Here is a 21,515-nt window from a genome sequence, read left to right on the forward strand (position 1 = left end):
AAACTTTTGCAATATAGATATTATCAACCTTTTTGACAATTAAAAACCCTGTAAGCCGATAGGTTTACAGTAGTTTACTATAGCAATCCTGATATCATGTCCGGTAAATTAGTTGTGATATAGCAATCATATCTGAGTTGTGAAAAATAACTAATCGCCTTCTTTGCCAGAGGCTCCGCCAAAGCTCGCAATGACAAGTGTTTAACCGGACATGATCTGAATCATTCGTGAGAAAAATACTGAAGAAAAATATTAGGACTTACGCAAAATATCTCTCAAACTCCTATTTCTCCGTGTCGCGCCAGTTGCTTCTCCCAAGGGGAGACGCTGCGCGAACAAGTCGGAAAACCCGCCCAACGCACTGGCTTCTCTGCGCCTAGAGTGGTTCGTTATTCCGTAACTCTTGCGTAAGTCCTAAATATATACCAATACAGTTCAGTTAAGCATTTCTTCCTTCTCTTTCTTCTCTTCCTTTGCGTCCTTCTCTACGAGACGCTACGCGAACGCGTCCTTCGCGGTTCGTTAAAAAAATTGACTTTGACAAAGAGTTAGGCCTTAACCCAAGCGTATTGAAATATATACAACTAATACTTCATCTGTAAACTGGTCTGATTGCATGTTTCAAGAAGCCAGGATTCTCCTCTGCTCTCCCGCCCTTGTGGCTCTTCCCCATTGCCAATGCCCCATCATGTACGTCCGGTGAGGTTGGCAATTACAGCTGCTAACTCACCCGGATTAACCGGCTTGGGGACGTGGAGTTGAAAGCCTGCCAGCAGGGCTTGCGTGCGATCTTCTGCCCTAGCATAGGCTGTCAGCGCCACTGCTGGAATCCGTCCTCCTTCCTCTGTTGGCAGCGCCCTCACTTTCTTTATCAGTGTGTAGCCGTCTTCTTGGGGCATACTAATGTCGCTTACCAGTATATGGGGGCGAAATTGTTGCAGGGCAAGCAGTGCTTCACAAGCAGATGCAGCTGCTATAACTTGGATGCCAAACTCTGTCAGAATTGTGGTGAGCAAATGACGCGCGTCTGCCTCATCATCGACGATTAGCACCCGCAAGCCATCTAAATTCGGCAGGTAATTGTTAGCCTCTTGGGCATCTACAACAGATGAAACCTCCTCTGCTGTAGATGCCTCTACGTCAACGGCTTTCATTGGCAGATTGACAATGAATGTCGCCCCCAGTCCAATTCCTGGACTTTGGGCAGAGATTGTGCCACCGTGTAATTCTACCAAGTGGCGGACGATCGCTAACCCTAATCCTAATCCACCATGCGATCGCGTGCTGGAACTGTCAGCTTGACAAAAGCGTTCAAATACATGGGATAGGTATTCGGCAGCAATTCCCGCTCCCGTATCACTCACCCGAATTTGCACATGGGATTGAATCCGCTTCAATTGCACATCAACTCTTCCCCTCTTGGGTGTAAACTTGATAGCGTTGGAGAGCAAATTCCACACAACCTGTTGCAAGCGGTTGCCATCACCCACAACTACCCCTACTTCCGGGTCAAATTTACACTTGATGCGAATTTCTTTCGCCTGGGCTGCTGGACGCACAGTATCGATTGCTGCCTCTACAAGTGGTACAAGTTTTACCTGATGAATATTTAGATGGAGCGTACCTCTAATAATCCGCGAGACATCTAGGATATCTTCGATCAGTTGAGTTAGAGATTTGCTGTTACGATCGATTGTCTCTAGTGCGCGGACAGCAGTAGTCTCATCCAACTTGCGACTCCTAAGTAGCTGCGTCCAGCCCATTATGGCGTTTAGGGGTGTGCGGAGTTCCTGGGAGAGTGTGGCGAGAAACTCATCCTTGATGCGGTTTGCAGTTTCGGCATCGGCGCGTGCTGTCTGTTCGCTCTCAAGCAATTGTTCGCGTTCTTGCTCTGCTTGCTTGCGTTCTGTGATGTCGCGTTGAGTTCCCCACGCTCTGACTAAAAGCCCATTTTCAACAATTCCCACCAGATTATTCAAAAAATATTTGGGATTACCTTGCTTATCTATTTCATGAGACTCTGCATCGATTAGTCGGTAGTTAGAACGGATAAAAGTACGCAGGTATGCAATATTATGTGGATCGGAGCGAACCAGAAAGTCTCCTAGTCTGGCGCTGATAATTTCTTCGGCACAAGAAAAGCCATACATCTGCGCCATCACATTGTTGCATTCCGCTAAGTAAACATATTGGTAAAAATGTTGAATTTGTTCATCTTCTGGACAATCTGGCGAAATTGGTACTTCCAGTTCGATGCACCAAATACCTTCTGAACTCTGCTCTAAAAAAGCGCGGTAGCGTTCTTCACTTTTGCAAAGCGCAAGCTCTACTTGTTTGCGTTTGCTTAAATCAAGTACAAAACTGATAATATTATTTGGATTATTTTCTAATAAAGCAGAACCTAACAGGATGGGAACCCGGCTGTTATCTTTGCGGATATATTCGTTCTCAAAGGGCTGACACACGCCTTTGGTTGTGAGTTCTGCGTTAGCGTTCGCGAAGCGTCTCGTAGAGAAGCTCACCGTTCGCGTAGCGTCTCGCAGAGAAGGTATCGCACTATTGTTAGCTTCAATATATTCTGGTGGTATGATGTCGCGCCATCGGATTCGCCCTGCTTGCAAATCCTCTTGCGAATAACCTACCATTTCTAAAAAAGCATCATTAGCCTCTGCGATCGCTCCGTCCATATTGGCTACAATTACCCCAATAATGTTGGAATCTACCAACCTTTTAAACCTTGCTTCGCTCACCTGAAGATATTGTTTGGCTGTGCGTAACTCTGAATTGAGCAAGTTAATAAGTATTGTCACCAGCGCAAACAAGCCTAACCGCACTATGGTATCTAGACTCGCAACAAACAACGAAAACACTGGCTCTAAAAAAAAGTAGCTGATAGCTAAAGTAGACAAAGCAGTAGCCAGCAACCCTGCTTTCATGCTGCCATACCAGGCACTAACCGCCACGGCAGTAAAAAACAGCAGAAAAATAATTGCTTCCAGGAGTGGCTGTAGCAATAGTGTTAGTAGCAAGACACTAGCAACTGCCAATAGCGCCACAGCATAAGGCGCTAGTAGCGAACGTATTCCTTTCAATGTGGCTTCTCCTTTTATGCAGCTAGCTAAAGGATTATTCCCAAAATCAGCTAGACAATGCGTTGGCGTAGCCCGTCGTAGACATCGCTCAACACCTATTATGAGGGAAAAATACACATTTAAACAGTTAGTTCCTCCGAATCTATCTAAAGTAGTAAAACTTAGTTCTAGCAAAGGTTCAATAGATGATAATCGTCGCTCTAATTATAGATACTTTCTTTTTTCTTCTCTATCAAATAGTAGAGATTTATTAAAGTTTTAAATTGATTTGTTTTAGGATATAAGTCATCATTTCACCTTTACCTTTAACCTGAATTAAACCTCGTTTTTCCAATAAGTATTTATCCTTTAAAAGCTGATAAGTTGCTTCACAAACCTGGATACTACCTGCTATACCATGTGATTCCATTCTACTAGCAATATTGACTGTATCTCCCCAAAGGTCGTAGGCAAACTTTTTCAGCCCAATCACCCCTGCTACTACTGGCCCTGTACTAATGCCAATACGGATGCTAAAAGATTGGTTATTTTCTTCGTTAAACGTAGCTATAGCATTTTGCATATCTAAGGCCATATTAGCTATTGCTGGAGCATGGTAGTTAGACTGCTTTGGCAACCCAGCAACAGCCATATATGCATCGCCAATCGTCTTGATTTTCTCTACCCCATGACGTTCTGCCAATTGGTCGAACAAACAGAATATTGTATTTAATAACTCGACTAATTCCGCAGGAGATGTCCGAGTTGAAAGCTCTGTGAAGCCAACAATATCGGCAAATAGCACCGTAACTTCTAGAAAGCTATCGGCAATAGTTGTATGCGATTGTTTTAATTGTTCTGCAATCATCTCTGGCAGAATATTTAGTAGCAGCCGTTCTGATTTGTACTGCGCTAGTTCCATTGCCTTCCGGGCGTAAAATTCTTTTTTTCGCAAGCGTTCGTATAAATAGACAGAGAAGACACAAATTATGCAAGTCCAAAATAAATATAAACCTTGCTCAATGTAAAAAGCTGATGGATTTTTTAATATGGGATTATATAAGATATATAAAATTAAATAGCAAATAATTGTCCCAATTTGTGATATTAAATGTATCCACCATTGCACTGGAACGATTGTAGCCTGAGTGAGAAACATCCAATTCCAGAGATTGCTTCTAGGTTCTAGATTATTAAACAGCAAAGCTACATGAATTTGGACAGCACAAGTTACAGACCAGCATAAAGTCAAAAAAATTAAATTTGGGTAACGACGGCCTATAGAGGTTTTACATAAACCCCAGCAAATGAGCGTGACTAGTTCTACTAAAAGACCAATTTTAAAAGCATATATCTTACCATCTAATTGTGAATTTGCCCAAAGAAAAAAAGCGATTAAAGTCAAGCCAGCTACCAGGATAATCTGCGCCTGCAATTGCAGCCGTTTCAGCATAAAACTCTGGCGCTGTTCTTTGTAGGATTCGGCAAGGTTATTGTTTGTTTGCCGATAGGACATTCCGTGACTAATCAGCGCATCTAGTTGGGTTTTGTCGGAGTTACTTGGATGAATCATGCACTTTTTGCGTTATTAGTAATTAAGGGAGTAGGGAGTAGGGAGTGGGGAGTGGGGAGTGGGGAGTGGGGAGTTAGGAGTTAGGAGTTAGGAGTTAGGAGTTATAAATATTAACTCTTCACCAATGCCCAATGCCCAATGCCCAATGCCCAATGCCCAATGCCCAATGCCCAATTTCAAATTTCCAAAATGGCTCGTACCCCTACATTAAATTTTGATCGTGGCACATTAATTTTGCATCCACCACCACGCGGCAAAGGTTGGATGGACTATGCTACGTGGGATGATAGAGTTGAAAAATTCCGCATTCCCGCAATTAGATACCGATCGCTAGTGGAAGCACTACAAGCGGAAGATGTTTATTTTATCGATGAGGCAAAGCAATTTTATCCTGTAGATTTGGTTCCCAGTCTGGAAATGGAACCCTATCCCCACCAGACTGAGGCGCTAGCGGCTTGGAAACTGGCGGGTAGACAAGGGGTCGTTGTGCTTCCCACGGCGGCGGGAAAGACTTATTTGGCGCAAATGGCGATGCAGTCAACGCCGCGCACGACGCTAATTGTGGTACCAACTTTGGATTTGATGCATCAATGGTATGCACACTTGGTAGCGGCTTTCCCCGATGCTGAGGTGGGATTGCTGGGAGGTGGTTCGCGCGATAGAACGGCTATTCTGGTTGCAACTTATGATAGTGCAGCAATTCACGCTGAGACGTTGGGAAATCAATATGCGTTGATTGTTTTTGACGAATGTCATCATTTACCGACAGATTTTAATCGGGTGATTGCTGAATATGCGATCGCACCTTATCGCCTGGGACTCTCCGCGACACCGGAACGCACTGATGGTAAACACGCTGATTTAAATATCCTCATTGGGCAAGAAGTATATCGCAAACGTGCTGAGGATTTGGCGGGGAAGGCGTTAGCAGAGCATGAAATTGTCCAAATTAAGGTTAAGTTATCGCAACTTGAGCGGGAAAGATACAATCAATTAATTCAAACCCGCAACGATTTTTTGAAGCAATCTAAGATTTCTTTGGGGAGTCTGCAAGGTTGGCAAATGTTCGTGCAAATGAGTGCGCGATCGCAATCTGGACGTAGAGCTATGTTAGCGCACCGGGAAGCGAAAGATATCGCTTTGGGTACTGATGGTAAATTGCGAATTCTGGCTGATTTATTGGCAGAACATTATCCGGCAAGAATTTTGATTTTTACTGCTGATAATGCGACGGTTTATCGCATTTCTCAAGAGTTGCTAATTCCGGCAATTACTCATCAAACTCCTGTGAAGGAACGGCATGAGATATTAACAAAGTTTCGAGAGGGTAAATTTAATACTTTGGTTGCTTCTCATGTGTTGAATGAAGGGGTTGATGTGCCTGCGGCTTCTGTGGCGATTATTTTATCGGGGACGGGTTCGGCTAGGGAGTATACTCAGCGCTTGGGGAGGGTTTTACGGAAGGGGAATATTGAGAATAAACGGGCGATTTTGTATGAGGTGGTGGCGGAGGATACGAGTGAGGAGGGAACTTCAGCTAGGCGGAGAGGGGAGAGGAATAACGAACCGCATTCGCAAAGCGTCTCGCAGAGAAGGCGCGAAGGACACGAAGGGAAGAAAGAGAAGGAAGGGAAGTTACAGGTTGTGTATGGAAGTGGGAAGGAAAGGAGTTTGAAGGCTGCGGAACAGTTAGAAATTAATTATTCAATCCAAAATCCAAAATCTAAAATCCAAAATTCAGCAGATGTTACCGACAGACTTACTGATGCATCGCCAAAACGGGGAGGAGATCATTCCGAAGAGACTGAAGATTGATCAGAAAACTTCGGAGTTGGCGATTGAGTTAATTAATTATTTTCAATCAGCAGTGGGGAAAACTCAAGGTGTGCTTGAGCGACAACTAACTGATTTTGAAGGAGATTCTACAGATTATCGGGTGAAGCGGGGATTAGCTTATATTCTCAAAAGCAGTTTTTGCACTTTTGAGGTGGTTAGTCCTTTGGAACCACAAATGTTAAGAGAACGGGTGTTTTCTCTGGCTGCAAAGTCTATTTCTAGTCGGGAATCAACACAAGCTACTTTAACTAAAATTGCTGATGAGTTAACTCAAGAACTTGAGCGGGAAGTTTTACTAGAACAGGTTCGGAATGGACTATATGCTGATTTATCTGAAAATAAAATTTTGACTGTGTTTGATGCACCAACAGCACCAGATTTGTTAAATCGATATAATTTATCTCAGGTGCAGGGTGTGTTCTATAAGGCCAGTCAACTGGTGTTAAATGCTCACCGGAATGTTCCAGGTGAATATAAGCTGTTATTTCGCTATTTGAAGTTGTTTCAATTGATGGCTTATATTGAGGGTGATGCTGACCACGGGTTTACAATTACGATAGATGGGCCAACGAGTTTGTTTAATTCTAGTACGCGATATGGGTTAGCGATCGCTAAACTTATTCCTGCTTTACTTCACGTTACTAGATGGAGTCTTTCTTCTATTCTCCAAAGCCGTGACGCTTATACAAATACTTGGAAAACTGGACGTTTTACTCTCAATTCCGAATGTGGTTTGGTATCCCATTATCCACCAGGTAAGCCCTACGATAGTATGCTAGAAGCATCCTTTGCTGATAAGTGGGATACCTTGAAAAGTGGTTGGGCGTTAGAGCGAGAAGTTGATTTGATACCAATCCCCGGTAGTGTGATGATTCCCGATTTTCGCTTGGTGCATTCTGATGGACGTACTTTCTTATTAGAAATTGTTGGTTATTGGCGACCAGAATATTTACAAAAGAAGTTTTCTCAGGTGCGGCGGGCTGGACGTGAAGACTTGATTTTGGCGATTTCCGAGCGACTTAATTTAGAAAAGGCGGGAGTAAAATTAAATGATGTCCCCGCCAGAATTGTTTGGTTTAAAGATAAGTTATTGCCGAAAGCTGTGTTAGCTGTAATGGATTGATTAAGCAGTAATGAGATGAGAACTATAGAAACAATTGCCACAGTTACTAAAGATGGTAAGATTACAGCCCAATTACCATTGGATATTCCAGAGGGCGAACATCAGGTGGTAATAGTAATTGATGAAAAGCCTTTGACTGAGAAAGCAGAGAGGAAAGAAAAGCGTCCTCCTCTAAACTTTCCTGTGCATAATTATGGCCCTTGGCCTGAAAATCTTTCTTTAAGACGTGAGGATATGTATGGTGATTGGGGACGCTAACTCTGTATTTATGGACACTAACATCTTGGTGTATGCAAATGTGTCTGAATATCGTTTTTACCAAGCAGTGATGTATTAATCTAATAGAAATACTATGAAAACTATAGAAACAATTGCCACAGTTACAAAAGATGGTAAAATTACAGCGCAGTTACCATTGGATATTCCAGAAGGTGAACATCAGGTAGTAATAGTAATTGATGAAAAGCTTTTGACTGAGGGAACAGAGAAGAAAGAAAAGAAAGCGCCTCTCAAATTTTCCGCCTATCCTGTAGGATTAGTCTCGGAAAGTTTAACTTTCCGTAGAGAAGACCTTTATGCAAACGACTAATAGCTCTGTTTTCGTCGATACGAATATTTTAGTTTATGCAAATTTAGCCTTGTCGCCATTTCATATACAAGCGACAGAACGACTGCAAGCGCTTACAGAACAAGGTATTGATTTATGGATTAGTCGTCAAACTTTGAGAGAGTATTTGGCAGCAATGACAAGACGAGGTGACTTAACTGAGAACATTTCTATTACATCTTTAGTAGCAGATGTGAGATATTTTGCTAGTTATTTTCACTTGGTTGAAGATAATTTGCTAGTGACAGAAAGGTTACTGGCACTCATGGAGGAAATTCCTAGCGGTGGTAAGCAAGTTCATGATGCAAATATTGTCGCCACAATGCTAGTTTATGGTATTCCTCAGTTACTCACTCACAACATAGGTGATTTTGCCAGATTTTCTGGGTTAATTACTGTGTTGCCATTACAAGGTTAACGCCGTGTGCAACTTTATTATAACTCTTGTGGGGTGGGCATCTTGCCCGCCCTAATTATGCAAGTTAAATGTGGAACAGCTTAACCCCAAACACTTCTGCGTTCCCAAAATTGGGCGACTCTTTTTTCCCACTCCTCCCAGTAATCTTTAATAACTGCTGATTCAAACCAAAATACTTCTGCTGGCATTTCTGGAATCGCTACTACCAAAAGAGCCTGCTTTAGCTGAATACCATAATCTCGATAATATTCGTTAGCTGCTCCTATGTATGCCGTAAGTTGCAGTGGATGTTCATATAAATGCTCAATTGAACCTTTGGGTTTGTCTGCTGTTTTCCACTCGCAAATACAAGGAATACCTTGATAGCTGGCAATACAATCAACTTTGCCAGAATAACCCAAATCATGATGAAAAACTGAGCCTTCCACGAGTCTAACTGTGTCGATTTCTTCTAAAACTGGCTTGATACTCTCCCAATAAGGGCGACTCGCTTCAGGACAAACAGGGTTTTGACCAAGGAGGTAGCGCTCAATTTGTTTGTGTGTTTGGGTTCCCCGACGGCTAGCAGTTGTAGTAATGCGGGTAGCTTCTTCTGTACCAACACGCGTTTTCCAGTTTAATAATCTGTCTCTGTCTGCTTGTGATTTGGTGGCATTAAGTATTGTAGTAACGCTGGGAAAGCGATTTCCGTTGGTATCTACATAATATTGTTTACCATTTTCTCTTTTGGCTGTGGCATTAATCCGTGGTAGCAATTGGGTATCATGCATCAGTTGGTGTGTTGCTTTGAGATTCCCTTAAGAAGGAAAGTGAATAAAACCCTATTCCATTGTAAGGAATGAGGCTGGAGATAAGGGTTTGTTAGAGTGCAAAATGTCACTTTTATCGGTTATTCTTTCAAATTATCCCTTACTTAAAATCTATTAAACTCAAGTCCGTAAGTCGGAGATATTGCGTCTGTTGCATTACCCGCCATAGGTTTCTAACCTATGGCTAATAGCTAAAGTCTTCTAAGAGGATGTTTTAAAAGTCATGATTGATATATCAAATATTTTTTTACCTCACCCTAACCCTCCCCGATATATTGGGGAGGGAACCGGATTTTCTTGTTTCCCACCTTTATAAGGGGGGATTAAGGGGGGTAAAACCTTGGTTAATCGGCTATTTCAGACTTGTGTGTACACTGTAGACTAAGGAGAGGAGAGATAAAGCTGTACCATCGGAGACATCGCCGCACTTAAAATGTAGAATTATTAGCGATCGCACACTTAAACCTCTGCTGCCCCCAGTATCAAGGCGGCAGCCCACCCGTTAGGCATTCTCAGTCTCCAAATGGGAACAGCTATTAGCCCAAAATGCAATTAAGGCGGGATTTTGGGCTAAAGCTACGCAGTATTGCTTTCTTTTCTGGTTGTCTATTTGGGTACTCCAATCGGATATTTGGGTACTCCAATCGGATATTTGGGTACTTCAATCGGATATTTGGGTACTCCAATCAGATATTTGGGTACTCCAATCAGATATTTGGGTACTCCAATTAGATATTTGGGTACTCCAATCGGATATTTGGGTACTCCAATCGGATATTTGGGTACTCCAATCGGATATTTAAAGACTTAAGAGTAATAAATAAAAATTTTATACCTTTCTTTGTAATATTTTTAAGTAAAACTAACGAATAAATATGAGATTTTATTGTAGACCATACTTTAATTTTAGTTGTTTTTGCTCAGGGCAATGGGGATAGCAGATGGCTAGAGTTTAAACAGAAGCTTGTACTAATTTTCACATTAGCTTTGAGAGGAGATACATATATGGCACGATTAAAACGCAGTTCTACGGCACTGAATAAGGGAACACGACGGATCGCGGGGATGCGATCGATTAGTGAAACGCTGGAATTTGGTAATGGCTTGAGTTTGGTAGAGTATGAGAGGCGGATTCAAACCTTGCAAGCGAAGCTATCGAGCTATAACACGATGCTTTCTAGCGTGGATGAAGCGATGGGACAGATTGAATTACTAGAGCAGGATTTGATTAGCTATTCGGAAAAGATGTTGATGAGTGTAAGGACGTACTATGGCAAGAACAGTTTGCAGTATATGCAGGCGGGGGGAAAGCCGCGCCAGAGTCATAAGCGACCTGCTCTTAATGCTGCATTGACGACTGACAGTGATAGCACCAAATCTAGAGAAAGCGATGGGGAATGACAAAAGTACGAAGACAGGAGTGAATTAGGGGAGTGGACTCATAGGTGCAATTGCCCGAACACAAGCGATAAATCGCCGTCAAGACAAAGGACTGATTATTGTAAAGACGGCGATTTATCGCGTCTTTGCGATCTAGGACGTGTCATTAAAAAACCTTATCCGAACCGTATTGAGATCCTGGTAGAGTTAGCAAACCTTAAAGGCTATCCCCTCATCTCAAAACTTGTTGTGTTGAATCATAGGATGAGAAAATAAGGATAAGTAATAATCCCCAAACTTGCTGGGCTATTTACCCAAGACAGATAATCAGCAAATTTTATTAGTCAAAATTTATGACTTTAACCACTCGGAAGCCGCCCACTCAAGCAATAGGAGCTAAAATTTTCCACTCCTGTAACATCATTAGTCTGTTTATCATGCTCACCAGTGGACTACAAATTTACAACGCCAACCCTGTTTTTGGTGGACGCGCAGGTTTGCACATTCCTCCGATATTTACTTTAGGAGGTTGGCTCGCAGGAGGTAGACACTGGCATTTTGCAGCAATGTGGCTATTCTCGCTGAATCTTTTGTGGTATGGAATTTACGTTTTAATTACTCGGCGCTGGCGACATCGGTTTGTCGGTGCCAATGACCTCAAAGCATTACAAAAAACTCAAAATTCCCAGCGTCTAATTTATGCTTGGCATCGGATTGCCTATACAGCAATTATTCCGATCTTGCTGCTGGCATTATTTACAGGAATAGGAATGTATAAACCTGCTCAATTTCCCTGGATTGTGGATCTATTTGGCAGTTGGGAAGCATTGCGAATTGTTCACTTTGCCTCAGTGCCGATGGTTATCTTATTTGCAGTCATTCACTCTCAATTAGGGCAAAAAGCTGGAGGCACTCAACTAACAGAATCGATGTTTTGGTAAACGAGACATCAATAACTAATAACTCTTTTTTAAAACCGAAAAATATGAACTTTTTTGATAAATTGAATCGTAATATCTTGCAAAATCAAAGCTTACTGTTTGTCGGACTTGATCCGAATCCAGAGATGATGCCTGTGCGTTATGAATCTGAAGAACTCATCGCTGGTTTGGGGAAGTGGTTACAATTCATTATTGCTGAAACTGCCGATTACGTTTGTGCGTATAAACCAACACTTGGCTTTTATGAAGCGTTAGGTATTCCCGGTTTAGAACTGCTGTATAAAACTTTAGCAGCTATTCCAGCCCACATCCCAGTTATTTTAGATGCCAAACACAGTGACTTAAATACTAGTACCATCTTTGCCAAGACTGTGTTTACAGAATGGCAAGTGGATGCAATTACTCTCAGTCCTTATACAGGACAAGATCATGTAGCACCTTTTTTGGTATATCCTGAGAAAGCGGTGTTTATTTTATGCTGTACTTCTAATCCAAGTGCAGAAGCTTTACAGCAATATCCTACGAACGAATCACCCCTTTATTTACAGGTGGTAAAAGAATCAAAAACCTGGGGAACTCCAGAACAATTAGGTTTGGAAGTGGGAACTACAAACCCGGAAATTTTAGCACTTATTCGAGCGATCGCACCTGAACGAATTATTATGGCGCGTAGTATCTGGGCGGAGGGTCAAAACCTGAAGCAAATTTTAGAAGCAGGTTTGAATGCTAACGGTGATGGTTTGCTGATTCCTGTTCCTCAAGATATGTTGGGAAATACAAAACTATCTGAGGAAGTCCAATCTTTACGCACAGAAATTAATCAAATCAAAGCTGAAATTATTCATGAAAATTCCACTTGTTCTGTGTGGTTTCCTGATGTTTGTTTGCTAAATCAGCACCCGCAACAAGATTTGATTTTACAACTTTATGACATTGACTGTATTATGTTTGGCAGCTTTGTCCAAGCATCAGGAGCGATATTTCCTTATTACATCGACTTACGCAAAATTATTTCCAATCCCCAAGTCTTTAATCAAGTTCTCACTGCATATCAAGATATTTTGAAGAATCTCAATTTTGATCGGTTAGCAGGTATTCCCTATGGTTCTTTACCTACTGCGACTGGTTTAGCTTTGCGCCTTCATTGTCCGATGATTTTTCCCCGTAAAGAGGTGAAGGCGCACGGAACTCGGAAAGTAATTGAGGGTAACTTTCATCCTGGTGAAACAGTTGTGGTGGTTGATGATATTCTGATTAGCGGCAAAAGTGTTATGGAAGGGGCAGAAAAATTGAAATCAGCAGGATTAAATGTTAATGATATTGTGGTATTAATCGACCATGAACAAGGAGTGAAAGATAGGTTACAGCAAAATGGTTATCGCGGTCATGCAGTTTTAACTATTTCGGAAATTACTAATACTCTATATCAAGCTGGGCGAATAAATGAGGAGCAATTTTTGGCTTTTGCTGAAAGTTAGTAATTGGAATAATGGGGAGTGGGGAGTGGGGAGTAGAGACGCGATTAATCGCGTCTCTACTAGGGAATGGGGGAAGATTTTTGTTATCTACTTACCATTAGGCATATTTAATTTCCAGGTTCAATCTAGTAACTAAAATAATTTTGATTTCTAAATTAATGATGAATTTTTCACTGAATCAACTACTTAGATGGTTAATTTTTACTCTGCTATTTCCTCTAGTCTTTCTCAATGGTTGGCTAGCATTTTTGCTTGTTAAAAGTCTTCAACCTGTCGTAACAATTCTTGTGTTGGCTACTTTGCTTGCATTCGTTTTAAACTATCCTGTTTCGATTCTCCAACAGAGGGGAGTTAAACGAGGCTATGCAGTAGCATTAGTTTTTATATTAGCATTGGTAATTGTTGTTGCTCTGGGTATCACTTTATTGCCCATTGTTTTAGAGCAATTTAATGACATGGCTAAAGTCCTTCCTCAATGGATTGATTCTAGCGAAGAAAAACTTCAGATTTTAAATGATTGGTTTTCTAGGCACAAATTAAATGTGAATCTCAGTCAGTTATTAACACAAATAACCAACAAATTGCCTAATGAATTAGAGTTTATTTCCGATAAACTTTTAAGCATTATCATAGATACTATTGATAGTATTTCTGAGTCATTGATCACAGTAGTATTGACTTTTTATCTGTTGTTAGATGGCCCAAGAATTTGGGAGGCAATATTTAAGAAGTTACCTGGAAATGTTGCCCAGGACATTAGCCAGTCTATTCAGCAAAACTTCCAAAATTACTTGATTGGTCAGGGAAGTTTGGCTTTGCTGATGGGTTTTTCAGTAACATTATTGTTTTTAGCTTTTCAAGTCCAGTTTGGTTTACTCTTTGGTTTGGGAGTTGGGCTTTTGAGCTTAATTCCCTTTGGTGATGTCGTCAGTCTGATTGTAATCACTTTCATAATAGCTACACATGACTTTTGGCTAGCAGCAAAGGTTTTTGCAGTAGCTGTTGTCATTGACCAGTTAATTGATCAGGCGATCGCACCTCGTCTTTTAGGCAAATTTACTGGAATTAGACCAATATGGGTGTTAATTGCTTTGCTTGTAGGAACCAATGTTGCTGGAGTTTTAGGTTTGCTAGTCGCGGTACCTATAGCTGGTTTTATCAAAGATGTAGCAGATGGTTTTTCTACATCTGGTGATTCTGATAATGCTGTTGATGGTAAATCAGCATCAGAATTGTTACCAGAGGAGTCAGCATCGTGATTAATTTGTAAGGGGGTAGTGGGATGAGGCAATTCAAAATTACAATCTCCTGTAAAATTGCCCGATTTCTAGATAAGAAAAAAAATTTTCAAGCCACAGTAGTTGCAACTGAACTGATTATTTTTAGTAGCAAATGGTGACAACGAAACTCAGCAGGGTATTGCTTATCTGATGGAACTATACGGTTGTGATCCGAGGTTTTGTGATCGCGATTTGGAAAATCTGGATGATGACTTAATGTACAAGGTACTTTGGCTTCAATTTTGCTGAAAGTTTTACTAGGATCGCCGGAAAAAAGATAACCAAGCATTCCTCCCTCACTAGAGAAGGGCGCGTATCGACAAGTCAGAAAATTGCCGTTTATCTCTTTTATATATTCAGCCACAGCCCCATCAGAAATCAATACTTTTGCTTCTAAAGGCCAAATAATCCTCTCATTAGCCCTGAGAATGAATGCAATGTCATACTGTGGTGGTTGCGCTTGTGCTGATTGACTACTTTCAAATTCATAGACTTCATGTTGTACATCAAATGGCTCATCTCCGGTCATAACTCTACGAATTCTTAGCTCAAGAGATTGAGTGATGCTCCTTTCTATCTGCTCCTCTTCTCCATTAAAATTAATTTTTGATAGAACATCGATAACGAGTAGATCATAACCTTGCCAAACCAATTTTATGAGAACTGTGATAGCATCAAGATTCCATTCTCTAGCCAATCTAACAAAGTCATCTGGATTTTTCCACCTCTGTTCTAGAATAGTTCTACCTCTTCTACCCACTGTATGACTCCTGTATAACCTCAGATTCATTGTCAAACTTTGAACGCCACATCATAATATCTGCGGCAACTTCGTCAGCATCCCTTAAAGCCATAGAGCGAGTCCAGTAACGAATTTTGTCAGGTTTTATCAAATAAATAGTGGGGAGTTTTAACCCATTCAATTGAATGGAATCATAAACCCTCGCAACACGCTGATAAAAGATTCCACCATCTTCTGTAGCCCCTCTATCCAAGCACAACTGATTCAGATTTTCCAATTGTTCCAGTAAATTAGGAGAATCAATAGCCTTTATATGCACCCCTTCATAGTCTGGTCTATTAAGATGAATTGCAACTAAGCGGACAGGAAGACGAGTGCTAGTTTGCTCTTGAAATATGGTGGCGCAAACTTGTTTATCTTTTCCAAATCCTGCTTTGAGAACTCGCAAGAAATACTCGCAATATGCTGTAAGTTCTGGTTCAGTATTATTTTCCGACTGACCATTATCTCTACGACGAGTTCTTTGCCGTCCAGGAGAAGAACTGTCTCCTTTAAAATCTGGTAGGGTGTAATTAAATAGATCCTCAATCAGCACCCATTCACTATCTTTGAATAAAAAAGCTTGACGTATACTCTGATCTACCTCCTCAACATTTTTTATATTTTGCAATACTTCTACCTGGGATTGAGGTATTGGCACACGCAGTAAATCGTCTACATTAACTTCTGGAATATAAGAAGCAAAACGACCACTAGAAAGAAGTAGATAGTAGACTGCTAATTTACTATTGTATGCTAAACAGGCAGCACTTAGTTGCAAAAAATACTGCTCATCAATATGTATACTGACATAACTTTCAGAGCAGATGATTCCTTCATTAGTATCATTAGCTTCAATTATTACTGAACGAAATCTGCCGCTATTTTTTTGCCAACTTAGCTTTAAAATCATTTGTGGCAGTTGAAATGCAGCAAAGTTAGTGGAGTCTTTGGAGTGAGTACGTGAATCAGAATTTATAGGAAGTTCTTCAGCTTTTAGATAGAGAAGGCTTCTTTTGAGAAAGTTAGAAGATTTTAGAATTCGCTTGTTTTGGATCTCGCCTTGTAATTTTCTTTTATCACCTCTTACCACACCTTGGCGTGTTTTAGCAATGCCACTTTGTTTAAGTTTTTCAATACTTAATTCCTGGCTCAATCTCCTCATAAACGAAAGATCGCGTCTCCCTCCCCACATTAATCCTGTCCAAACTAAAGGATCTACTATTGCTTCATGTGGGTAGATCGTATTGATATCGTGTGGTTCTATGACTATGTGATAGTCATCCTCATTCGTCAGGACTGGTTTAGGACAGATATATATTAAAGGCTCACCATCAGGAAGCATCACTGACATTGTGATGATACAAGCCGGAGAGATCGCATTTTTGAATAACCCAAAACGCAAGGCAGATAAATTAACTATCTCCTCAACTTTAAATTCTGAAAAAAGCTTGGCTCGAAATTCTTTAGCAGTACCAATTTGATTAAAAATTAGAACACCAGCAGGCTGCATCATTGCAATCTGTCCACCCAGCTTCGTCAAAGCGGCAGCTTTTGGTAAAAAGAGTGGGCCAATATTACCGTAAGTTATCTTCCACTCATCTCCAGCCCAAGATTTAGCTGTTTGGGTGACAGTGTTTCTTCCCCATGGTGCATTCCCAACAACTAAATCATATTTAGCTGCATCAGCATCAGAGCGAAATCCTTCTTTATCCTCTTGAAAAAAATCAGCATTTATTAATTGATGTTCTCGTAATCTTGGGAAGTGGAATTCATTTTCCCAATAGTACAGAGGTTCAATCTTATCAAGCATAGTTAAATAGAGGCTGAAAGATGCTACTCTTACAGCTTGAGAATCTACATCAACACCAAATAAATTGTTTTCAAGTAAAGACCTCAAATCGCTGGGCTGAATTGTTCTATTCAGATGAGCTTGTTCCCATCGATAAATTAAACGCTGGAATGCTTTAACAAGAAAAATCCCTGAGCCACAGGCAGGATCAAGAATCTTGATATTCCATTCTTGACTATTCCACGAGAGAACACCATCAAGGATAAAATCAACTATGTGTTCTGGGGTGTAATGAATTCCTGTACCAGATTCTTTACTAACAAATTCTTCATAGATACTGCTAATAAAATCAAGAGGTATAACGTCAAAGCGATAGTATGGCCATAGACATCTCTGCCCTTTTTCCATTTCCAAGTCACCACGGACAAACTCTGCAAGTAAATTGAGATGCGCTTGTGTAACTTTCGCTTCTTCGATTTGCCATTCAGCGTCACGTTCTTCTTCTGTGGCTCCTTTACCTGGGAATAAATCACCATTGAACTTGCCGTTGAGCCAGCGAAAGAACTGATAAGTGTCTCTATGATTTATTAATATTTCAGGTAAATTAGAGTATTTAGCTGATAGTTCTCCCATCCTATACAAATTAGCAAGAAATTTTGCATCTAGAGCCGGATTACCCTGAGAATCTTTTCTATGGAAAAGAAATTGAATAAAAATAATCCTTGCTAATAAATCATGAATAGTATCGTAATCAAGTTCAAGTGCATTGAGTTGCTGTCGAACGCTTTTAAGGTTGCTAAGTAGCATTTGATCAGCAGCCTGGCTTCGTTGAAACCGTTGGCTATGTTCTTGAAAAAACTGGCCAGTTACTAAATCAGCCCAGTGTAAGCGCAAAGTTTCAGCAGCTTGTTCTGAAAGAGAAGACTGACTGAAAGATTCAAGCTCTCTCCGGGAAACTTCAACGACTGGATGAATGATCTCATATTCATCTGGTGGTTCTTCGTAACATGTCCAAATTCTTAATCGGTTAGGTTCCGTTGTAATTAATGATGGAGTACGAGAGAAGCTCCATGCGAGTTTATAAGTTTCTCTAAGAGTAGCCTCTGACACTTCCATCTCGAAATTACACACAATGGCAATGGGTGCTTCAGTTGAGTTACCTTCAGGATTTGCTGCTAGAACTCCTATTTGCACACCATGGCCATCTGGAAGTTTGCTTATAGTCCTTCCCAGTTTTTCTCTAGCCATCCGTGCATAAATACTCGGGCCAGCACCAATTGGCTCCAATATTTGTGTTGGAGTCGGCCAGTGAAGCTTCTCATGTGCTAGTTCAAGTAGTCCAGACTGTGGCATTCTATTCTTTAAGCTGCATTAGAGTATGATTTCATATTTCAACCACCACATTGTGATGAATTGATTCATTTTATTCAACAGTACAAAAGTATTAGTCACTGCTGCAACAATACTAAGTGCAGTTTTAAAAATTTTGATGAGGGTAATCACCTGCATCAAAAAAACACGCTCCAACACAAAAAAAGCCCCCGGTATTTCTACCAGGGGTGAAAGATATAATACCATTTCACTTGATGTTTGTCGGAGATGCCCCTGCTTGTACCTCTACTTAGATAACAGGTAGTCAGCGCAGTCTTCTCCTCCGGGGAAGCAAGCTATGCGTAGCGTCTCCGACAGGAGAAGGGCTGGAGTGTTTCTCAAATATTACACCAAAAGCAATCAGGTATAAAATTAGCCAACATTTGCCAAGAGTAATTCTCGTTTTTCTGATTTTTGTACTCTCACCTGAGAGTCATCATCAACATCGATAATCGCTGTGTCTCCATCTGTAATTTCACCAGACAGCATTGCTTCGGCGAGAGAATCTTCTAGGAGGCGCATAATTGCCCGACGTAATGGCCTAGCACCATAACTAGGGTTGTAGCCTTCTTGAATTACACGCTCTTTGAAGCGATCGCTAACTTCTAGGATAATTCCTCTTTCCGTCAAGCGGCTAGCAACATCACGGAGCATAATCTCAGCGATTTGCTTAACTTCATCCTTGGAAAGCTGGGTGAAGACGATAATCTCATCGAGACGGTTGAGGAACTCTGGACGGAAGTAAGCTTTCAATTCCTCATTTACCAAGGTGCGGATGCGGTTGTAACTAGCGTCGGCTTGAGTGTCGAAGTCAAAGCCTAAACCACTACCACCTTTTTCAATCACCTTGGAACCGATGTTAGAAGTCAAAATGATCAGCGTGTTCTTGAAGTCCACTTTCCGACCTTTGGCATCGGTAAGATGGCCGTCATCCAAGAGTTGCAGCAGCATATTGAATATATCGGGGTGAGCTTTTTCGATTTCGTCGAATAGCAGCACTGTATAAGGTTTCCGCCGCACAGCTTCCGTCAGCTGTCCGCCTTCGTCGTATCCCACATAACCAGGAGGCGAACCAATCAGCTTGGCGACGGTGTGGCTTTCCATGTATTCGGACATATCTAGCCGAATCATCGAGTCTTCCGAACCGAAGAAGTAGCCAGCTAGTGCCTTCGCCAATTCTGTTTTACCGACTCCAGTAGGGCCAGAGAAGATAAAGCTAGCAATGGGACGATTGGGATTTTTTAGTCCGACGCGGGCGCGACGGATACCGCGAGATACAGCCGAGACTGCTTGCTCTTGTCCGATGAGTCGTTGATGCAGAGTGTCTTCCAGGTGCAGGAGCAACTCTGACTCAGATTCAGTTAGTTTGTTAACTGGTACGCCAGTCCAAGAGGCAACGATTTGGGCGATGTCTTCTTCGTCAACTACATTAGAGTTGACAGGTTGACCATTTTGTGCAAACGTTGCTTGCAGTTGTTCTGCAAGTTCTAATTCTTGGTCGCGCAGGCTTCCAGCTTTGTCAAAATCTTGGACTCTGACTGCTGCTTCTTTAGATTTGGTAACGCCAGCGAGTTCCCGCTTAAGTTCTTTATTCGGAGAACTTTGAGAGTTCCGCAGATGAACGCGAGAACCTGCTTCATCAATCAAGTCTATTGCCTTATCGGGCAAGAAGCGATCGCTAATATAGCGGTCTGATAATTCTGCTGCTGCTAGAAGTGCCGCATCCGAAATTGTGACTTTGTGGTGTTGTTCATAAGCACCGCGTAAACCGTAGAGAATTTGTACGGTTTCCTCTACTGAGGGTTCCCCAACCATAATCGGTTGGAAACGACGCTCTAGGGCGGCATCGCGCTCGATATGCTTACGATATTCATCGATGGTAGTTGCGCCGATGCACTGGAGTTCGCCTCGTGCTAAGGCAGGTTTGAGGATGTTCGCTGCATCCAAGCCACCTTCTGTACCACCAGCGCCAACCAAGGTGTGAATTTCGTCAATCACCAGGATGATATTGCCTACAGTGCGGACTTCTTCCACGACTTTTTTGATGCGTTCTTCAAAATCGCCACGGAAGCGAGTTCCAGCTACCAATGACCCCATATCGAGGCTGATAACTTGTTTGCCTTGTAAGCTTTCGGGAACATCCTGGTTGATAATACGTTGAGCTAGACCTTCTGCGATCGCAGTTTTACCAACTCCTGGTTCTCCAATCAACACTGGGTTATTCTTAGTGCGGCGACCGAGGATTTGGATAGCACGCTCAATTTCCTTCTGGCGACCAACTACGGGGTCGAGTCTGCCTTCTTGTGCTAATTTGGTCAAATTCCTGCCAAACTCTTCCATAGTTAGCGGTTGCGTGCGCTTTTGATTACCACTACCAGCGAAAGCCGGTGCATTTTCACCCAAACGGCGAACGATGGCACTGCGGACACTCTTGAAGTCAACCCCTAGATTTTGCAGTACTTTGGCGGCGACACCTTCACCAGCCTCGGTCAATCCCAAGAGTAAATGTTCAGTGTTAATGTAATTCTGTCCCAGACTATGAGCTTCTTTAAACGATTGCTCGAAGAGGCTTTTCACCTTCGGGGTAAAAGGAATTTCTGGTGGTACAAAGCCAGAACCTCTACCAATAATTTTTTCTACCTCACGGCGTGCGTCTTTGAGGGTAACGCCTAATTCGGCCAGCACTTTAGCAGCAACCCCAGTTCCTTCTCCCATCAAACCCAGGAGAATTTGTTCTGTTCCTACAAAGTTATGTCCCAGGCGACGTGCTTCCTCCTGAGCTAGCATAATTACTCTAATTGCTTCGGAAGTGAAGTGTTCAAACATAGCGGGTTCTTGCTCCCTAGCTGCTTGGACTTTGGGTGAGATAAAATTCACCCTCATCTAAAGTTTTTTGTATTTTCTTAAGGACTAATGTAACTTTATTTAAAGTTAGGTGGCAGTGGTGAGAGCCGTAAGACCTCAGGTGTAGTTGCCGTCTAGTATGAGTGAGGAGTTAGGAGTTAGGAGTGATGAGTTCGGACTGAATGAGTAGGTAAGGAGTTATCAATTTTAC

The 21,515-nt window shown here is 41.7% G+C and carries 16 protein-coding genes; 10 read left to right on the forward strand and 6 right to left on the reverse strand.

Annotated features, from left to right (window positions below; all coding sequences use genetic code 11):
* Nucleotides 1–686 precede the first annotated feature (686 nt).
* Both HWQ23_RS22090 and HWQ23_RS22095 read right to left on the reverse strand, forming a co-directional pair.
* The gene (locus tag HWQ23_RS22090; RefSeq protein WP_292832823.1) at nucleotides 687–3,092 is read right to left on the reverse strand and encodes a hybrid sensor histidine kinase/response regulator; all 2,406 of its coding nucleotides are present in this window, start codon (nucleotides 3,090–3,092) and stop codon (nucleotides 687–689) included.
* A gap of 250 nt (nucleotides 3,093–3,342) precedes the next feature.
* On the reverse strand, nucleotides 3,343–4,644 hold the full coding sequence (locus HWQ23_RS22095; protein ID WP_292832826.1) for an adenylate/guanylate cyclase domain-containing protein: 1,302 nt from the start codon (nucleotides 4,642–4,644) through the stop codon (nucleotides 3,343–3,345).
* A 189-nt stretch (nucleotides 4,645–4,833) separates the two neighbouring features.
* On the opposite strand from HWQ23_RS22095, the gene HWQ23_RS22100 reads away from it, so the two are divergent.
* The 5 genes from HWQ23_RS22100 to HWQ23_RS22120 all read left to right on the forward strand — a co-directional run bounded on the left by HWQ23_RS22100 (nucleotide 4,834) and on the right by HWQ23_RS22120 (nucleotide 8,628).
* Nucleotides 4,834–6,459: a DEAD/DEAH box helicase family protein gene (locus tag HWQ23_RS22100; RefSeq protein ID WP_292832873.1), complete on the forward strand. Its 1,626-nt coding sequence runs from the start codon at nucleotides 4,834–4,836 to the stop codon at nucleotides 6,457–6,459.
* Nucleotides 6,389–7,603, forward strand: a complete 1,215-nt coding sequence (locus tag HWQ23_RS22105; RefSeq protein WP_292832828.1) for a DUF790 family protein — start codon at nucleotides 6,389–6,391, stop codon at nucleotides 7,601–7,603. Before HWQ23_RS22100 ends, HWQ23_RS22105 begins: the two co-directional genes overlap by 71 nt.
* 15 nt (nucleotides 7,604–7,618) lie before the next feature.
* Nucleotides 7,619–7,861, forward strand: coding sequence for a hypothetical protein (locus HWQ23_RS22110; protein WP_292832830.1), 243 nt, complete (start codon nucleotides 7,619–7,621; stop codon nucleotides 7,859–7,861).
* Nucleotides 7,862–7,955: 94 nt separating this feature from the next.
* Complete coding sequence (locus HWQ23_RS22115; protein WP_292832832.1) at nucleotides 7,956–8,192, forward strand: hypothetical protein; 237 nt, start codon at nucleotides 7,956–7,958, stop codon at nucleotides 8,190–8,192.
* On the forward strand, nucleotides 8,179–8,628 hold the full coding sequence (locus HWQ23_RS22120) for a type II toxin-antitoxin system VapC family toxin (protein ID WP_292832834.1): 450 nt from the start codon (nucleotides 8,179–8,181) through the stop codon (nucleotides 8,626–8,628). The genes HWQ23_RS22115 and HWQ23_RS22120 overlap by 14 nt, the downstream gene beginning before the upstream one ends.
* Before the next feature lie 80 nt (nucleotides 8,629–8,708).
* On the opposite strand, the gene HWQ23_RS22125 is transcribed toward HWQ23_RS22120, so the two are convergent.
* Entirely contained in the window at nucleotides 8,709–9,398 is a 690-nt protein-coding gene (locus tag HWQ23_RS22125) for a PD-(D/E)XK nuclease family protein (RefSeq protein ID WP_292832837.1), read from the reverse strand.
* A gap of 641 nt (nucleotides 9,399–10,039) precedes the next feature.
* On the opposite strand from HWQ23_RS22125, the gene HWQ23_RS22130 reads away from it, so the two are divergent.
* The 5 genes from HWQ23_RS22130 to HWQ23_RS22150 all read left to right on the forward strand — a co-directional run bounded on the left by HWQ23_RS22130 (nucleotide 10,040) and on the right by HWQ23_RS22150 (nucleotide 14,495).
* The gene (locus tag HWQ23_RS22130; RefSeq protein WP_292832840.1) at nucleotides 10,040–10,240 is read left to right on the forward strand and encodes a hypothetical protein; all 201 of its coding nucleotides are present in this window, start codon (nucleotides 10,040–10,042) and stop codon (nucleotides 10,238–10,240) included.
* Between the two features lie 202 nt (nucleotides 10,241–10,442).
* Entirely contained in the window at nucleotides 10,443–10,838 is a 396-nt protein-coding gene (locus tag HWQ23_RS22135) for a hypothetical protein (RefSeq protein WP_292832843.1), read from the forward strand.
* Between the two features lie 332 nt (nucleotides 10,839–11,170).
* Nucleotides 11,171–11,758: a cytochrome b/b6 domain-containing protein gene (locus HWQ23_RS22140; protein ID WP_292832846.1), complete on the forward strand. Its 588-nt coding sequence runs from the start codon at nucleotides 11,171–11,173 to the stop codon at nucleotides 11,756–11,758.
* Between the two features lie 44 nt (nucleotides 11,759–11,802).
* Nucleotides 11,803–13,236: a bifunctional orotidine-5'-phosphate decarboxylase/orotate phosphoribosyltransferase gene (locus tag HWQ23_RS22145; protein ID WP_292832850.1), complete on the forward strand. Its 1,434-nt coding sequence runs from the start codon at nucleotides 11,803–11,805 to the stop codon at nucleotides 13,234–13,236.
* 161 nt (nucleotides 13,237–13,397) lie between these two features.
* On the forward strand, nucleotides 13,398–14,495 hold the full coding sequence (locus tag HWQ23_RS22150) for an AI-2E family transporter (protein ID WP_292832876.1): 1,098 nt from the start codon (nucleotides 13,398–13,400) through the stop codon (nucleotides 14,493–14,495).
* Nucleotides 14,496–14,583: 88 nt separating this feature from the next.
* Here the strand turns inward: HWQ23_RS22150 and HWQ23_RS22155 are convergent, their stop codons facing one another.
* The 3 genes from HWQ23_RS22155 to HWQ23_RS22165 form a co-directional block, all read right to left on the reverse strand.
* The gene (locus HWQ23_RS22155) at nucleotides 14,584–15,213 is read right to left on the reverse strand and encodes a hypothetical protein (protein ID WP_292832852.1); all 630 of its coding nucleotides are present in this window, start codon (nucleotides 15,211–15,213) and stop codon (nucleotides 14,584–14,586) included.
* 55 nt (nucleotides 15,214–15,268) lie between these two features.
* Nucleotides 15,269–18,442: an HsdM family class I SAM-dependent methyltransferase gene (locus tag HWQ23_RS22160; protein WP_292832855.1), complete on the reverse strand. Its 3,174-nt coding sequence runs from the start codon at nucleotides 18,440–18,442 to the stop codon at nucleotides 15,269–15,271.
* A gap of 390 nt (nucleotides 18,443–18,832) precedes the next feature.
* On the reverse strand, nucleotides 18,833–21,286 hold the full coding sequence (locus HWQ23_RS22165) for an ATP-dependent Clp protease ATP-binding subunit (RefSeq protein ID WP_292832879.1): 2,454 nt from the start codon (nucleotides 21,284–21,286) through the stop codon (nucleotides 18,833–18,835).
* Between the last annotated feature and the right edge of the window lie 229 nt (nucleotides 21,287–21,515).

This window comes from Nostoc sp. JL33, from assembly GCF_017114985.1.
In the GTDB taxonomy this organism is placed as follows: Bacteria; Cyanobacteriota; Cyanobacteriia; order Cyanobacteriales; family Nostocaceae; genus Nostoc.

Coding starts and splice junctions, on each gene's coding strand:
- HWQ23_RS22095 (WP_292832826.1), bottom strand. CDS start 4,644: ATGATTCATCCAAGTAACTCCGACAAAACCCAACTAGATGCGCTGATT.
- HWQ23_RS22100 (WP_292832873.1), top strand. CDS start 4,834: ATGGCTCGTACCCCTACATTAAATTTTGATCGTGGCACATTAATTTTG.
- HWQ23_RS22105 (WP_292832828.1), top strand. CDS start 6,389: ATGTTACCGACAGACTTACTGATGCATCGCCAAAACGGGGAGGAGATC.
- HWQ23_RS22110 (WP_292832830.1), top strand. CDS start 7,619: ATGAGAACTATAGAAACAATTGCCACAGTTACTAAAGATGGTAAGATT.
- HWQ23_RS22115 (WP_292832832.1), top strand. CDS start 7,956: ATGAAAACTATAGAAACAATTGCCACAGTTACAAAAGATGGTAAAATT.
- HWQ23_RS22120 (WP_292832834.1), top strand. CDS start 8,179: ATGCAAACGACTAATAGCTCTGTTTTCGTCGATACGAATATTTTAGTT.
- HWQ23_RS22125 (WP_292832837.1), bottom strand. CDS start 9,398: ATGCATGATACCCAATTGCTACCACGGATTAATGCCACAGCCAAAAGA.
- HWQ23_RS22135 (WP_292832843.1), top strand. CDS start 10,443: ATGGCACGATTAAAACGCAGTTCTACGGCACTGAATAAGGGAACACGA.
- HWQ23_RS22140 (WP_292832846.1), top strand. CDS start 11,171: ATGACTTTAACCACTCGGAAGCCGCCCACTCAAGCAATAGGAGCTAAA.
- HWQ23_RS22145 (WP_292832850.1), top strand. CDS start 11,803: ATGAACTTTTTTGATAAATTGAATCGTAATATCTTGCAAAATCAAAGC.
- HWQ23_RS22150 (WP_292832876.1), top strand. CDS start 13,398: ATGAATTTTTCACTGAATCAACTACTTAGATGGTTAATTTTTACTCTG.
- HWQ23_RS22160 (WP_292832855.1), bottom strand. CDS start 18,442: ATGCCACAGTCTGGACTACTTGAACTAGCACATGAGAAGCTTCACTGG.
- HWQ23_RS22165 (WP_292832879.1), bottom strand. CDS start 21,286: ATGTTTGAACACTTCACTTCCGAAGCAATTAGAGTAATTATGCTAGCT.